The organism is Pseudomonas sp. GZD-222, from assembly GCF_049310525.1.
Taxonomy (GTDB): domain Bacteria; phylum Pseudomonadota; class Gammaproteobacteria; order Pseudomonadales; family Pseudomonadaceae; genus Aquipseudomonas.
The window spans coordinates 1-14,170 of sequence record NZ_JBMOWO010000080.1; the positions used below are offsets into that span (position 1 = coordinate 1).

The 14,170-nt window shown below is 59.8% G+C and carries 12 protein-coding genes; 6 read left to right on the forward strand and 6 right to left on the reverse strand.

The features are described 5' to 3' along the window. A partial coding sequence (locus tag ACO6VD_RS15625) for a transposase (protein ID WP_422420317.1) occupies window positions 1–250 on the forward strand: 250 nt, incomplete at its 5' end. A gap of 138 nt (window positions 251–388) precedes the next feature. Here ACO6VD_RS15625 and ACO6VD_RS15630 read toward each other — a convergent pair. The 3 genes from ACO6VD_RS15630 to ACO6VD_RS15640 are packed head-to-tail and all read right to left on the reverse strand — an operon-like array spanning window position 389 to window position 3,926. After that, window positions 389–1,738, reverse strand: a complete 1,350-nt coding sequence (locus tag ACO6VD_RS15630) for an ABC transporter permease (RefSeq protein ID WP_422420319.1) — start codon at window positions 1,736–1,738, stop codon at window positions 389–391. Beyond that, window positions 1,735–3,165, reverse strand: coding sequence for an ABC transporter permease (locus ACO6VD_RS15635; RefSeq protein ID WP_422420321.1), 1,431 nt, complete (start codon window positions 3,163–3,165; stop codon window positions 1,735–1,737). Before ACO6VD_RS15635 ends, ACO6VD_RS15630 begins: the two co-directional genes overlap by 4 nt. Beyond that, window positions 3,162–3,926 carry an ABC transporter ATP-binding protein gene (locus tag ACO6VD_RS15640; RefSeq protein WP_422420323.1) on the reverse strand — a complete coding sequence of 255 codons (765 nt, stop codon included), beginning with the start codon at window positions 3,924–3,926 and terminating at the stop codon, window positions 3,162–3,164. Before ACO6VD_RS15640 ends, ACO6VD_RS15635 begins: the two co-directional genes overlap by 4 nt. Before the next feature lie 227 nt (window positions 3,927–4,153). Between ACO6VD_RS15640 and ACO6VD_RS15645 the strand changes: the two genes are divergently transcribed. The 3 genes from ACO6VD_RS15645 to ACO6VD_RS15655 all read left to right on the forward strand — a co-directional run bounded on the left by ACO6VD_RS15645 (window position 4,154) and on the right by ACO6VD_RS15655 (window position 7,556). Beyond that, entirely contained in the window at window positions 4,154–4,300 is a 147-nt protein-coding gene (locus ACO6VD_RS15645) for a hypothetical protein (protein ID WP_422420325.1), read from the forward strand. A gap of 256 nt (window positions 4,301–4,556) precedes the next feature. Further along, window positions 4,557–6,179 (forward strand): ShlB/FhaC/HecB family hemolysin secretion/activation protein, encoded by a 1,623-nt coding sequence (locus ACO6VD_RS15650; protein WP_422420326.1) that lies wholly within the window; start codon window positions 4,557–4,559, stop codon window positions 6,177–6,179. A gap of 105 nt (window positions 6,180–6,284) precedes the next feature. Beyond that, window positions 6,285–7,556 (forward strand): filamentous hemagglutinin N-terminal domain-containing protein, encoded by a 1,272-nt coding sequence (locus ACO6VD_RS15655; protein ID WP_422420328.1) that lies wholly within the window; start codon window positions 6,285–6,287, stop codon window positions 7,554–7,556. Between the two features lie 61 nt (window positions 7,557–7,617). On the opposite strand, the gene ACO6VD_RS15660 is transcribed toward ACO6VD_RS15655, so the two are convergent. Continuing rightward, window positions 7,618–8,514, reverse strand: a complete 897-nt coding sequence (locus ACO6VD_RS15660; RefSeq protein WP_422420330.1) for a bile acid:sodium symporter family protein — start codon at window positions 8,512–8,514, stop codon at window positions 7,618–7,620. 135 nt (window positions 8,515–8,649) lie between these two features. Between ACO6VD_RS15660 and ACO6VD_RS15665 the strand changes: the two genes are divergently transcribed. Next, on the forward strand, window positions 8,650–9,528 hold the full coding sequence (locus tag ACO6VD_RS15665) for a Dyp-type peroxidase (RefSeq protein WP_422420332.1): 879 nt from the start codon (window positions 8,650–8,652) through the stop codon (window positions 9,526–9,528). A 224-nt stretch (window positions 9,529–9,752) separates the two neighbouring features. Then, a complete protein-coding gene (locus ACO6VD_RS15670) occupies window positions 9,753–11,654 on the forward strand; it encodes a potassium transporter Kup (RefSeq protein WP_422420334.1) in 1,902 nt (633 codons plus the stop codon). Between the two features lie 58 nt (window positions 11,655–11,712). On the opposite strand, the gene ACO6VD_RS15675 is transcribed toward ACO6VD_RS15670, so the two are convergent. Both ACO6VD_RS15675 and ACO6VD_RS15680 read right to left on the reverse strand, forming a co-directional pair. Further along, the gene (locus ACO6VD_RS15675) at window positions 11,713–12,981 is read right to left on the reverse strand and encodes an MFS transporter (protein WP_422420336.1); all 1,269 of its coding nucleotides are present in this window, start codon (window positions 12,979–12,981) and stop codon (window positions 11,713–11,715) included. A gap of 36 nt (window positions 12,982–13,017) precedes the next feature. Continuing rightward, window positions 13,018–14,079, reverse strand: a complete 1,062-nt coding sequence (locus tag ACO6VD_RS15680) for a sugar phosphate isomerase/epimerase family protein (protein WP_422420338.1) — start codon at window positions 14,077–14,079, stop codon at window positions 13,018–13,020. Window positions 14,080–14,170: the final 91 nt, after the last annotated feature.

Consider the following 14,170-nt stretch of genomic DNA (forward strand, 5'->3'; position numbering starts at 1 on the left):
TAACCAGGACAGCGGCAAGCACTCAGGCAAACGCTCGATCTGGGGTGGTCGGTCGCGGGTCAGGCGAGCGCTGTACATGGCCTGTTGGATCGTTATTCGGCACAACAAGGACTTCGGCACGCGCTACAACGCGCTGCGCGCGCAAGGGAAATGCGCGAAGGTAGCGGTGGTTGCCTGCATGCGGGTATTGATCGTGCGATTGAATGCCATGCTCAAAAACGGAACACCGTGGCGCGAGCAGTTGACTTGAAGGCGGTTGAATCCGTGGTTGCTAGCGATGCCCGGGATAGCCGGGCCAGGGGCGCTACGCGCCCCATCGCCGGCTATCGCCAGATCCTACAGTTAACCAGGTGACAGACAGTTGCTCCTACGGGGATTGCAGCCCGCTTCAGTGCCAACGCAGCGACCTCATGCCCAAACCGAGCATCAGTGCCGAGATCAGCATCAGGACCAGTGTGTCAGCTGTCCAGCCTACCGACTTCACTTGATGGGGCGAAAACACCGGTCGCTGGGCAAAGTCATCCAAGCCAAAAGGGCGATCATTGAACAGGTAGGGGTAATAGAACCCGCGAATCTGTTCGTGGAAGCGTGCCGTGGCGTCCAGGTAGGCCAGTTGTGCAGGCAGGTCAGTAGCGGCAAGCTGATGCAGCGCACCTTGCGCCGCGACACCGGGCAACAGCCATCCGAGCCGCTCGGTCCAGTGTTGCCGCGCCAACAAGCCGTTGCGATAGTGCTGAACCTGCTCGGCAACGTTTTCATCGCCAACCTGGTGGAAGGCGAAGTACCACTTCCAATGAAAGCCCTGCGGCAATGGCGGCGTGTTTTGCCATTGCGGATGGCTGGAGAAGAACGCCTGCATGGTTTTCTCTCTGGGGACTTCCCAGGCGCCGTGCACCTTGTCGCGTTGTGCCATCATCAGCTCGACGCCCTGGCTGACCGGCAGCGATCGGCTCAGGGCGATGTTCGCCAGTGTTGGCAGTACCAGCGTCAGGGTGACCCAGATCGCCATCAAGGCTATGGCCTGGGTGGTCGCATGCCAGCGGCGGCTCGCTACCAATAGTGAGAGACCAGTCCAGAACGCCAGGTAACTGGCAATCAGCACCAGTGTTAGTGCCATGTCGGGGAGCGCGGCGTTTGACAGTGTTGCCCCGACCAGTAGCGGCAAACCCAGACAGGCGAACATAAGGGTGAAACGCAGGCTTGCACGGCGCACCCACAACCGTCCTGGGGGGCCGGGCATCGACAGCAGCAGCCCCAGGCGGCCGGACTGCCGCTCGCTGGAGATCAGGTCGTGGAACAGTGAAATGACGAACAACGGCGCCAGGTAGATCAGCACGAAGGCGAAATCGAATCGTCCCACCAGGGCGAGTTCCGGGTTCAAGGTTTCGCCGGCATACAGCTGGGCGTGCAACCCCAAGGCTCTTACCCGCATGGCGTAAGGCGCGACATCCCGCATGCCGAGCGCGGCGAAGGCCATCGACGCAGGTGGGTTCCAGGTGTTGTAGAAGGTGTAATAGGCCGCCTTGCCGGCTTCATCAGGCAATTTGAAGCCCTCGGCAACGGCTGCCACATCCTGACTTTGCAAGGCGTTGAGCCGGGTCAGGGTGTGGTGTTGGCGGTTGACCTCATGCAGCCCCATCGCCACCGCCAGGCCCGCTAACGCCAGCATCAATATGAAGGTCGCCAGCGACAACCTGGAGCGCATGAGCAGCCGAAGTTCGAAGGTGATCCAGCTCATTTGACTGTGCTCCCCAAGCGATTGCCTGCTGCAAACACGGCAGCCACCAGTAACAGTAACCAGATCGCCAACACGCCGACTGACGACAGCGAACGCTGCAGCACAGTGCTCACCGATTCAGGCTGATAGTCAAAGGTCGGAAACTGCTGCCAGTGGCTGTGCTCAATGCGGTTTTCCTTGTTCGGGTTGGTGTCATCCTTGTAGCTGAGCCTTTGCGCCTGAAGCTGATTCAAGCGCTGAACAAGGGTGTAGCGATAGTGTTCGGCCTGTTCGAGGAAGCGCTGAAAGGTGAGCAGGTCGGTACCAGACGCGGCCATGGATAGCTGTCGCAATGCCAAGGTGGGGATGAGCCAGGCGAATCGATCAACCAGCGTTAGCTGCGCTTGCTGCTGGTTGAATGTTTGCGCGGCGTAGCGGTTGAACAACTCACTGGAGGCGCGCTCACCTTCCATGCTCAACAAGCCTTTGTAATTCACTGGCAAGTCTTCAACCTTGGCGACCCCGTACCTGGCTAGCAGTTGTTGGCGGAAGGCACCGAAATGCGGGTCGTCCGGGTTATGCGCATCGCCCAGGGCCAGGTAGTCACGCGCCACGGTGATGTCGGTTTCAAACTTGCTCGGCAGGGCGACAACGACATTGGCGATATCCGCTACCCCGCGTGGCAGCAGAATCGCCAGTACCGTCCACAGTGCGAGCAAGCTGAGCAACGCATCACGGCCGCGAGCAACGAGTGCGGACACCAGCACGACCGCTATCGACCAGATCAACAGCCAGAGGCCATAGCCCAGCACTAGCCAGGTCGACAACAACCAGGAGGCTTGCTGGTAGTACGCCAGCCAGCCCAGGGCGAGCACCGTCGGCAACAGCGCCAGCGCCGCAATGCTGCACAGCGCCAGCAGCTTACCCAGAATGATCTGACGGCTGCTTATGCCCTGGGCTAGTAACACCCGTAGCGCGCCGGACTGCTTTTCTCTGGCCACTGCAGCATGGCCGATGAAAATCAGTAAAAGCGGCGCCAGCACCTGGAGTACAAAGGCCGGCGTCAACTGGCCGAAGCGCAGTAGCAGTGAGGATTGGTTTACGTCGCCAAAACTCATACCGTTCTGCCGATGGGCTTCGAGAAAGACGGTTTGCCCGGTATAGGCGTCGATGCCCGGGTCAAAGGCGGCCAAGGCACTTAGCGGACGAAACAGGAAGTGCCCGGCGTGGGCAACCCTGTGAGGATGCCGATCTGGTTGCGCCGCGAAGGCGTCATTGGCCTGTGTCTGGTAGCGATCGCGTTCAGCGCTGGTGTTGCGTTGCTGCTCGAAAGCCGTCAGTGACACGACCAACGTCAACAAAGCCAGTAGGAGCAAACCTGCAACCGCGACACGATTGCGGGCCATATAGCGCCACTCTTCAGTGGCGATACGCAGCGTCAGGTTCATGCCGTTTGCCCCGCGAAACGCCGATGCAGGGCGCGTACATCGAAGCGCTCACTGCCATCGGCGGCCACTTCTTCAACCAGGCGCCCGGCGTCGAGAAAGCCAACCCGGTCAGCAATATCTGCAGCGCTCAGCAGATCGTGGGTAACCATCAGCACCGCCACGTGTTGCTCGCGCAATCGGCTTAACAGGCTATTGAGTTCGGCTGTTGCACGGGGGTCCAGACCTGAGGCGGGTTCATCCAGAAGCAGCACTGGAACCTCGCGCGCCAGTGCCAGCGCGATGGCCACTTTTTGCCGCATACCTTTGGAAAACCGGCCAACTCTGCGGTCATGCATGGCGCGATCCAGGCCGGCCGTATCCAGGGCGCAGGTAATCAATTGATCGTCCTCGCTCTGCTCGGCCAGGTCCAGGAAGTAAGCGATATTTTCCCGGGCGCTCAGGTGCCCATAGAGGGAGACGTTCTCTGGAATGTAGGCCACATTCTGTCGAGCCTGGTCGGGGTGGCTGACCGGGTCGACGCCATTGATACGGACACTGCCCGCACTCGGTTTGACGAAACCCAGAAGCACATTCAGCGTGGTTGTTTTCCCCGCACCGTTAGCGCCCAGCAACGCATAGATTTCACCGCGATGTACGTTAAGGGTCAGCGAATCGAGGACCAGGTTTTCCCCATAGCGCACCTGTACCGAATGGATGTCGAGTACTGCTGCTTTTTCTTCGGCGAGCGAAGTGCTGCCGGTGCCAGGCTGTGTCGCGTACATGAAGGAAACCTTTGGATGCAGAGGACAAAGAAACGTGGCTTGGTGTGTTATAACATAACGTTTTATGCTTGCGCGCGCAATCAACCCTGGTGTCCCGACAGTCCTCTTCGGCGCAGGCGTTTTTAGTCCTATTCCTATTGGATTGGAGGCTGCAGCTGATTAGATTTTTAAAGGAAATGCTGCCCAGGCTTAGCCTCGGGCGTCGGTGCAGAACTAAGGAGTACGCCATGACCCGTTCAAAGCGCGATGACAAACGCCCAACCCCGGACCCGGTCGAGGACAATGCTTTGCTGTTCGCAAAATATCGTAATCAATTAAAGCAGCCGACTAAGTTGGCGGCAGCCGCGCTGTTGAAAAAAGTCACGACACACTGACTTCCTGGTGTTTGCCCTGCTGACGTGCAGCGGCGGCAAGCACGGACGAACTACTAGCGCCTTATGTAATCCGGCTGATGTTTAACACTTTCCATTACTTCAAGTAACAGGCCCGTCGCTGTTCTTGTTGAAATCTATCGTTATCGAAATTTAGTTCGGTGGGTATATTCCAGTGTTATTTGCTGTGGGAACTAAAGCTGTCGACTATAAAAGCAAAGTTGGATACTTCCTGGGCCTCGCGTGCTTGGCTGTTTGTATGGGGAATACTACTCAGGCTGCGACCTCCATTGACCGCGCACCCACCGTACGCCAAGAGCAACAACTGGACAGGTTGCGAGAAAGAGCATTTGAACAGGCAGATGTGCTTTCAACTGCACCGCAGAAAGTAACTGACAAACCTCAGTTCCCGAATGAGTCCCCGTGTTTTGTCATCCGTTCGGTTGAGTTGCGCAATGCTTCCGAGTTCCCCTGGCTGGCCGTCGACGCTGCGGTGATCGGTGCGTGTATCGGCAGTCAAGGCCTCAAACTGTACAGACAGTGGGTGGCCAGGCAACTGCTGGAGCGCGGCTTTGTTACCTCACAGGTGAGCGTACCCGCGCAAGATCTGACTCAAGGCCGGCTGGTTATCGACATCCTTCCCGGACGCATCGGCACGATCCGGGATGACAACGCCTCTTTAGCCACTCCTCACTCAGTGTTTCCCGGCGGTAGCGGCGAGCTGCTGAATGTGCGGGCGCTTGATCAGGCGCTGGAAAATATCCGGCGCCTGCCAGGTCAGGCACGTACTGCTTTTACCCTGGTCCCGGGCATGCACCTTGGCGACAGCGACATTGTCATCCAGCGCACGCAAGCCCCGCGCCGGGCCGTGGGCGTACTGACCGCCGACAATACCGGCACAACCGCCACCGGCCGCCATCAGTTGGGCGCAGCGGTGGTGCTCAACTCCCCGTTGGGGCTGTATGACCAGCTGCTGCTGACCTACAACACCGATGCCGAATTCAACGATCACACCTTGGGCTCCAGCTCCAAGAGTCTGGCCTGGAACCTTCCTGTGGGGTACGCCTCAGTATCGCTTGGCGCCAGTGAATGGACGAACAAGCAGGAACTGCTGCGTGACGCTGCGGGCAACAGCGTACCCCTTAGCGGCAAAACCCGGCGTTTCGATGTCGGTCTCAGTTACGTGGTGTACCGCTCAAGTCATAGCAAGGGCAGCGTACACGCGCGGCTGGTGCGCCGGGAGGATCGCTCCTGGGTCAGTTCGACCGAACTGCAGCAGTGGCATCGGGATATCACCAGCTATGAACTCGGCGTTGCCCACCGGGAAAAGTTGGCAAACAGCACCCTTGACCTGGCACTGGGGGTTCGGGGAGGACTGCCGGGTTTGAGCCGATCGCCGGGTGCGGTTTATGAAAAGCAGGACTGGCACGGGCGCTATGAAATCTTCACGGCCAGGGCGGCCATCGAGACCTTGTTCTCCCTGCGCGGCAGGGCCTGGCACTACCTGGGTTCGGTACTCCTGCAACACGCCCCTGACCCTGTGCCCTCGACCGAGTATGTGCAAATCGGCGGTCGCTACACGGTTCGCGGTTTTGACGGCGACACCACACTCAATGGCCCTGACGGATGGCTCTGGCGCAATGAAATCGCTACGGCCGTTTTTTCGGGTAGCGAGGCCTACACGGCGCTCGATGCCGGTCAGGTGTTTTCCGTTGGCAATCGACCCACACACAGCGACGCGTTGATCGGTACTTCGCTCGGTATCCGTGGCCAGGGGCAGGCGCTTGGCTACGACTTTTCACTGGGGCTGCCCATCAACAAACCAGGCGACCTTCACAGTCGCGAACCCAGCGTGGATTTCCTGTTAAGCCGCCGCTTCTAGACACGTTCCATCCTTTCCCCTCAGCCATGGTGATCAATTTATGAGTACTTGAACGCTCCCAAACGTTTGGCTTCGTGCTTTTCAATTCTTGATAGTGAGATTTCTATGAGCATCCCTTCGCGCAACACCCTCGGTCTTGATCGAGCCCCCTGCAAACCTGGCAAGCTGGTTCTTGCCTTGATCCTGGCTTTACCTGCGTTCTACCAAAGTGTCCATGCCGCGCCTGGACTGACTGTTGACCCAAACGCCGGGCTGCGGCCCGAGTTGTCGGGTGCGGCCAACGGTACGCCGATCGTCAACATCGTCGCTGCGGATGGCAATGGTCTTTCACACAACCGATTCACCGACTTCAACGTCGGTCAGCAGGGGGTGATCCTCAACAACAGCGGTGACGCCAGTCAGACCACGCTTGCCGGCGCCATTGCCGGCAACAGCCAGCTTGGTGGAAAAGCGGCGAGCGTGATCCTCAACGAAGTCACTGGCAACGCTGCCTCCAACCTGCAGGGCAAGCTGGAAGTCGCGGGTAAAAGTGCACATGTGATCATCGCCAACCCCAACGGCGTGACCGCCAACGGTGCCGGCTTCATCAACGCCAACCGCGTGTCATTGGTGGCAGGGAAGCTGGAGTTTGACCAGAACAACGCACTGAAAGGCTTCCGAACCGACAAGGGCCAGATTCGGGTCGAGGGTGCCGGGCTGAATGCCGCAAACGTCGATCAAGTGGATCTGATCAGCCGCACCTTGCAAGTGAACGCCGCTCTGCAGGCGAAAAAACTCAATGCCTCTGCCATCGAGGGCTCGGTGGCCGCCTCCGCACCTGGCCAGTACAGCTCGCAGGGAGTCTCCTACGGCAGCCAGCCTGAAGTCGCCATCGATGTGAGTCAGTTGGGCAGTATCCACGCCGACTCGATCTATATGGTCGGTTCATCGGCAGGGGTAGGGGTAAACGTCAAAGGCAAGGTCGAGGCGGTATCCGGCAACCTGAACGTGAGCAGTACTGGTCAAGTCTTGTTGGCGTCCGGTGGGGAGTTGAATACGCAGAACAGGCCCAGTATGAGCATCAACAACAGTATGAGCAGCTCGAGTAGCTCGAGCGGCATGAGTAGCATGAGTAGCTCGGTCCGCATGAGTAGCACTAGCAGCATGAGCAGCATGAGCAGCATGAGCAGCATGAGCAGCTCGAGCGGGATGAGCAGCAAGGCAAGCATCAGCAACACGAGCAGCGTGTTCGATGGCACGAAGAAGATGAATGACACGATGGCAGCTGCATTCGGCTCCAGCAGCATGCCGGCCAGCTTCGCCTCGAATACGCAAAATATGAATGAACTGATGGCAAGTAAGTTCAGCTCAAACTGGTTTCAACGAAGCAACCGTTGATTGTGTTTGATGGAACAGAACGAGCCGCCCGTGCGGCTCGTTTCATTTGCCAGGATGCAGATCAATCGCGGGACAAGCCCGCTTCCACAACAACCGGCTCGCGGCCACGACTCACCCACCAGCCAAACCCGGCCGCAGTAAAGAACATGATCAAACTGTAAATCGCTGCCGGTATGGCCATGGTCGAGTTGTTCAGCAAGCTCGGAGCAAGCGCCAAGGCAATGGCCAAGGTGCCGTTATGAATGCCGATCTCCATGCCGATGGCGATCGCCTGGCGCTTGGGGATCTGCAGCAAGCGCGGCAGCCAGTAGCCGATACCCAGGCTCAGCAGGTTGAACAACAGCGCCGCGCCGCCGACCACCGGGGCATAGTCAACGACGGTCTGCCAGTCCTTGACCATGGCCAGGACAATGGTGAATACCAGAAACAGCGCGGCAATGATCTTCATCGGCCGCTCCATGCGCGCGGCAAACCCCGGGGCCAGGCGGCGGATCAGCATGCCGATGGCCACCGGCACCAGAACAATGGCGAATACCTGCAGCACTTTGGCGAATTGCAGGGGAATGGCCTGATCGGCAGTCATGAAGTAAGCCAGCGAGAGGTTGACCAGCAGCGGCATGGTCAGGATCGCAATCAGCGAGTTGACCGCTGTCAGGGTCACGTTCAACGCCACGTCACCATGGGCCAGGTGGCTGAACAGGTTGGCCGTGGTGCCGCCAGGGGAGGCGGCGAGCAGCATCAGGCCGACCGCCAGGGCAGGGGCGAGGCCGAAACCTTTGGCGATCAGAAAGCAGATAAAAGGCAGGAGCAGAATCTGGCAGGCCAGGCCGATGAGTACCGGTTTGGGGAATTTCACCACCCGGGCGAAATCGGCCAGGGTCAGGGTCAGGCCCAGTCCGAGCATGATGAAGCCCAAGGCTAGGGGCAGAAAAGCACTGAGCAGCGGCGATGCAGTCATATCGGAGGCTCACAAAAGGGGATGAACGGCAGTGTAGGCGAGGATTCTGACCCGTGTAGTCCAGTCCCCGCTGATCCTTGTGGACCCAGGCGTCAGGCAGTAGCATTCACGCTTTATTTAAGGATCCGATCACCAATGCAATTCCAGCCAGGCATTCTCGCCGCCCCGATTCCCGCCCAAGCCCGCCACCTGTTTTTCGCCTTGCATACACCGGCCGCACTGCCGGGGGTACTCGATGCCTTGCAGCAGCACGTGGATGGTAGCCGCGTGGTGGCCGGTTTCGGCGCGCCGCTGGTGCAGGCGCTGGGTCGCAGCATCGAGGGCCTGCGCAGCTTCCCGCAACTGACTGCAGCGGTAGACAACCCATGCACCCAGCACGACCTGTGGCTGTGGGTTCGCGGCGAAGACCGTGGCGACATCTGGTTGCTCAGCCAGACGCTGGAAAAACTGCTGGCACCGGCCTTGAGCCTGGTTGAAGCGACCGATGCCTTCCGCCACAAAACCGGCTTCGACCTGACCGGTTATGAGGACGGCACGGAAAACCCCGTAGAGGACGCGGCGGTGGACGCGGCTATCCTGGCCACTGATCTGCCTGGCATGAGCGGTTCGAGCTTTGCCGCGTTCCAGCTGTGGCGCCACGACCTGGACTGCTTCAAGGCACTGCCGCAGGCCGAACAGGACGACATCATTGGCCGGCGCAAGGCGGACAACGAAGAGCTCGATGACGCGCCGGAGTCGGCTCACGTCAAGCGCACCGCCCAGGAGAGCTACGACCCGGAAGCATTTATCGTGCGTCGCTCCATGCCGTGGGCTGACGAGCGCGGTGCGGGCCTGGCGTTTCTGGCCTTCGGTCACTCGTTCGACGCCTTTGAAGTACAGCTGCGACGCATGAGTGGTCTGGAAGACGGTGTGGTCGATGCGTTGTACCGGTTTAGCCGTCCGCTCACCGGTGGCTACTACTGGTGCCCGCCGCTCGGTGCCCAAGGCCTCGACTTGAGCGCGTTGCTCGGATAAGCAGCATTAGGCCTCCTGTAGGAGCGGATTCACCGGGACGCCGGACCGCCGCGATGGGGCGCAACGCGGCCCCAAAAGATGGGACTGCTATGCAGTCCATCGCGGATAAATCCGCTCCTACAGTCGAATTTGTTAAAAAAAATTACGGACTCTTTACGAGGCCTCGTAACGCATAAAGGGATACTGGCCAGGTTTCCAGACCTTACGTTTCGAGATGTCCTACCGTGAGCCAAGCCGCATCCTCCGCAACAGCCCATTCCCCCGTAAAAACCTCGTCACTAAGCCTGCTTATCGCCGCCGCCGGTGTGGTTTATGGCGACATCGGCACTAGCCCGTTGTACACCCTCAAAGAAGTCTTCGCCGGCCATTACGGCGTGCAGGCCAACCATGACGGCGTGCTCGGCATTCTGTCGCTGGTGTTCTGGTCGTTGATCTGGGTGGTCACCATCAAGTACGTGCTGTTCGTGCTGCGTGCCGACAACCAGGGCGAGGGCGGCATCATGGCCCTTACGGCGCTGGCCCGGCGGGCCGCAGCCCCTTATCCGCGCTTGAGCCGGGTGCTGGTGTTGCTGGGGCTGTTCGGGGCCGCACTGTTCTATGGCGACAGCATGATCACCCCGGCAATCTCGGTGTTGTCGGCGGTGGAAGGCCTACAGCTGGCCTTTGATGGCATCGATCATTGGGTGGTGCCGATTGCGGTGGTAGTGCTGGTGGGCCTGTTCCTGATCCAGAAACACGGCACTGCACGTATCGGTATCCTCTTCGGCCCGGTCATGGTCCTGTGGTTCACCGTGCTGGGGGCATTGGGTGTGTATGGCATTGTCCAGCGCCCGGAAGTGCTGCTGGCACTCAATCCGGCCTGGGCGGTGCAGTTTTTTGTGGTGCATCCGGGGATCGGTGTGGCCATTCTCGGTGCTGTGGTCCTGGCCCTGACCGGTGCTGAAGCACTGTATGCCGACATGGGTCATTTTGGCCGCAAACCGATTGCCCGTGCCTGGATCCTGCTGGTGTTGCCCGGTTTGGTGCTGAACTACTTCGGCCAGGGTGCGCTGATCCTCGGCAACCCCGAGGCGGTGCGTAACCCGTTTTACCTGCTGGCCCCGAGCTGGGCCTTGCTGCCGATGGTCGGGCTTGCCACCCTGGCGACGATTATTGCCTCCCAGGCGGTGATCTCCGGGGCCTTCTCGCTGACTCGTCAGGCAATCCAGCTGGGCTATGTGCCGCGCATGTTCATCCAGCACACCTCCAGCCAGGAGCAAGGGCAGATCTACATCGGCACGGTGAACTGGGCGTTGATGGTCGGTGTGGTACTGCTGGTGATCGGCTTCGAGTCTTCCGGTGCGCTGGCTGCGGCCTATGGGGTGGCGGTGACCGGTACCATGCTGATCACCACCTTGCTGTCGGCGGCGGTGGTCCTGCTGCTATGGAAAACCCCGCGTTGGCTGGCGGTGCCGTTGTTGCTGAGCTTTCTGCTGGTCGATAGCCTGTACTTTGCGGCCAATGCACCGAAGATCTTCCAGGGCGGGGCATTCCCGGTGATCGCCGGTATCGCCCTGTTCATCCTGATGACCACCTGGAAGCGCGGACGCAAAATCATTGTCGAGCGCCTGGATGAGTCGGCCTTGCCGCTGCCGTTGTTCATCAGCAGCATCCGCGCGCAACCGCCGCACCGGGTCCAGGGCACCGCCGTGTTTCTCACGGCCCGCGCCGATGCGGTACCGCATGCGTTGTTGCACAACCTGCTGCATAACCAGGTGCTGCATGAGCGGGTGGTGCTGTTGACCGTGGTGTCCCAGGATCGCCCGCGGGTACCGATATCCGAGCGCTTCGAGGTACAGGTCTTTGGTGACGGCTTCTACCGGGTCAATCTCAACTTCGGTTTTATTGAAGAGCCTGATGTGCCGACTGCACTGCAGTTGTGCCACGTACCGGCGCTGGACTTCAGTCCGATGGGCACCACCTATTTCCTCAGCCGCGAGACGGTGATACCGACCAAGCGGATCGGCATGGCGCGGTGGAGAGAGGGGCTGTTCGCATTCCTGCTGAAGAATGCCAACAGCAACCTCAAGTATTTCAACCTGCCGCTCAATCGGGTGATCGAGTTGGGGACGCAGGTCGAGATGTGATTTATCGCGGGGCACTGTGGGAGCGGCGGTGCGACGACTCGACTTGCCCCGCGATTCTTTACACCGCTGTTTGCGCGTGCACCCCGGCAACCTGGGCATTGCTGCGCACCAGCCGGTGCATCAGGCTGGCAACCACAAAGCCGATCACCGCCAGCCCCATCATGGCCATGAACACATAGTTGTAGCCTTGTTGGCCGGGGAAGTGATCGAGGATCGCGCCGTAACCGACATAGGCAAACATGCCCGGCGCATAACCGATCAGGCAGCCGATACCGAAGGCAGAGCCGGTAATATGCGGGGCGATGCCCACTTCTCCCATGGGCGCCCAGAACACGCCGCGCATCGAGAACACGATAAAGGCGAACGACAGCGTGGCGGCCATCCCGGCGTAGATGTAACCGGGGCTTTTGGGCACCATGAGGATGATCGCCATCATCGGCAGCAGCGCCAGGAACGCCCACTTCAGGTAACGGCTGGGGCTTTTGAACTGTTTGTCGGCGAGAAAGCCTCCAGCGGGACCACCCAGTATCTTCAGCATGTACTGGTTGATGATGCCGTAGGCACCGACCAGCGCGACCGGCAATCCATACACCTCTTTCAGGTAGGGGATGAAGTAGGTCAACCCGCAGTACACGATGTAGACCATGAACACGTTGCAACTGACCACCCAGATCGCCGGCACCTTGACCGCCTCCATCAGATTGGCCAGCGGGTTTTTCTTCGTCGTGGTGGTGTGCGCGCTCTGGCTACCCTTGAGCAGGAACCAGGTCAATACACCCGCGGCGATGTCGATCACCGAGTAGAAAACAATCGCGGCCTTCAGACCCGCTTCGGCAGCGCCCATGGCAATGAACACGCCCAGGGCCGAGAACGCCACCAGCGTGTCGATAACACCGCGTCCGCCTTCGAGCAGGCCGAACAGGCGCCCTTGCTCTTTGTCATCACCCAGGCCACGAATGGCTTTGAGCAGCGCAGGCCAGTAGATGCAGTCGGCGCAGACCGCCAACAGGCAGAAGACGATCATCAAGCTGCTGAACGGCGGGAAGGTCGCAAGGTACAAGCCCAGCGCACCGGTGCCCAGCAACCCGAGCGGGATCAGCTTGCGGGTATCGAAGCGGTCAGCGAGCAGGCCACCGACGACGAACAAACCCGTGGCGATGATGGCATTGGCGCTGAGCAGCAGACCGATTTCAGTATGGGACAGGCCCATGAACGTCTGCATCGGTACATAGAACGCGTCCTTGAGGTTGGCCAGCTTGTAGATGGTGCCGCCACCGAGGATCAGAATCAGGAATTTGAACCATTTGGCCTTGTCGTGCGCAGTCATTGTTATTCTCCAGGCGTAGTGGGGGGGGTAGCGGTGTCAGGCGCTGGTGGCCAGGCTCAGTTCGGCCAGGGTGCGCAGTTCGGCGAGCAGGCCTTTGACGTAGCTGACCTGGTTGTTCGCCCAGCGCTGCTCGCCGGCCAGCATCTGCTCCAGGGAGAAACCCGCAGGCAGGGGCGTTTCGCTCATTTCGCGGTAAGCGATGAAGGGGTCGGCAGGCTCGTTGGTTTGCCGGAAGGCCGGGGCGATGTAGTGGTTTTCCTGTTCGAGGATGAAGGCGATCACTTGCGGATGCTGTTCGCCGAGCATCAACAGCTCGAACAGCATGCGCGCGCCGGGCAGGTCGTCCTCGGCGCTGCCCTGGAGCACACCGTAATGGCCGAAACCCTGTGCTTCAGGGACGACACGCACGCCTTTGAGATGCACCTGGCGAATGTGCGGTGCGAGGTTTGACAGCGCCTGTAGCGGTTGCTCGCAGGCGTTGATCATGTTGCCGAAGTCGAACAGCGCATGCAGGCGCGGATGGTTGGCCTGACGCAGCAACTGGGCGATCTCGTCGCTCTTGAGTTCTTCGTGCTGCTCGAAATCGAAGTACAGGTTGTGCATGTCAGCCTGGTGGGCGAGGTACAGCAAGTCGCCACCAATGGTGTCCATGACCTGTGACAGGCTGCCTTCATAGCGCGAATACACACGGATGTTACGGGTACCGATGGCAGTGGCCACGGCGATCGCGGCATCAACGTCCTGCTTGCGCGTGCTGCTGATCTCCAGATGCACTTCAAGCTCCAGCTCGCGGGCTTTGTCAGCGAAGGCACGCAACTGCGCTGCGTTCATTTGCGAGAGGCTGTTGTGCTCGCCATCGAGCATATGCAGGCTCAGGCCTTTGAGCTCATGGCGATAGGCGAAGTCGAGCAGGTCGAAGGGCGTCAGGCGCCCGTGGGTGAGGTTGGTCAGTAACGGATAGGCATGGGCAAACAGGCGCGCTTGATCAATTCGCTCGATCAGCCGTGTGGCCAGTTCGCGGGTCAACAGCACCGGCGCTGCAGCGCCTTTGGTCTTGTTATTGAGCAACCGGGTGAAGCGTTGTTGGATAGCATTCATTCGAGTCGTTCCTGGTGCGGGCACCGGTTCTACCGGCGCGTTCTTTATCGCGCCGGGGAGGAACTCTCGATAGATCCATTACGAAGCAAAT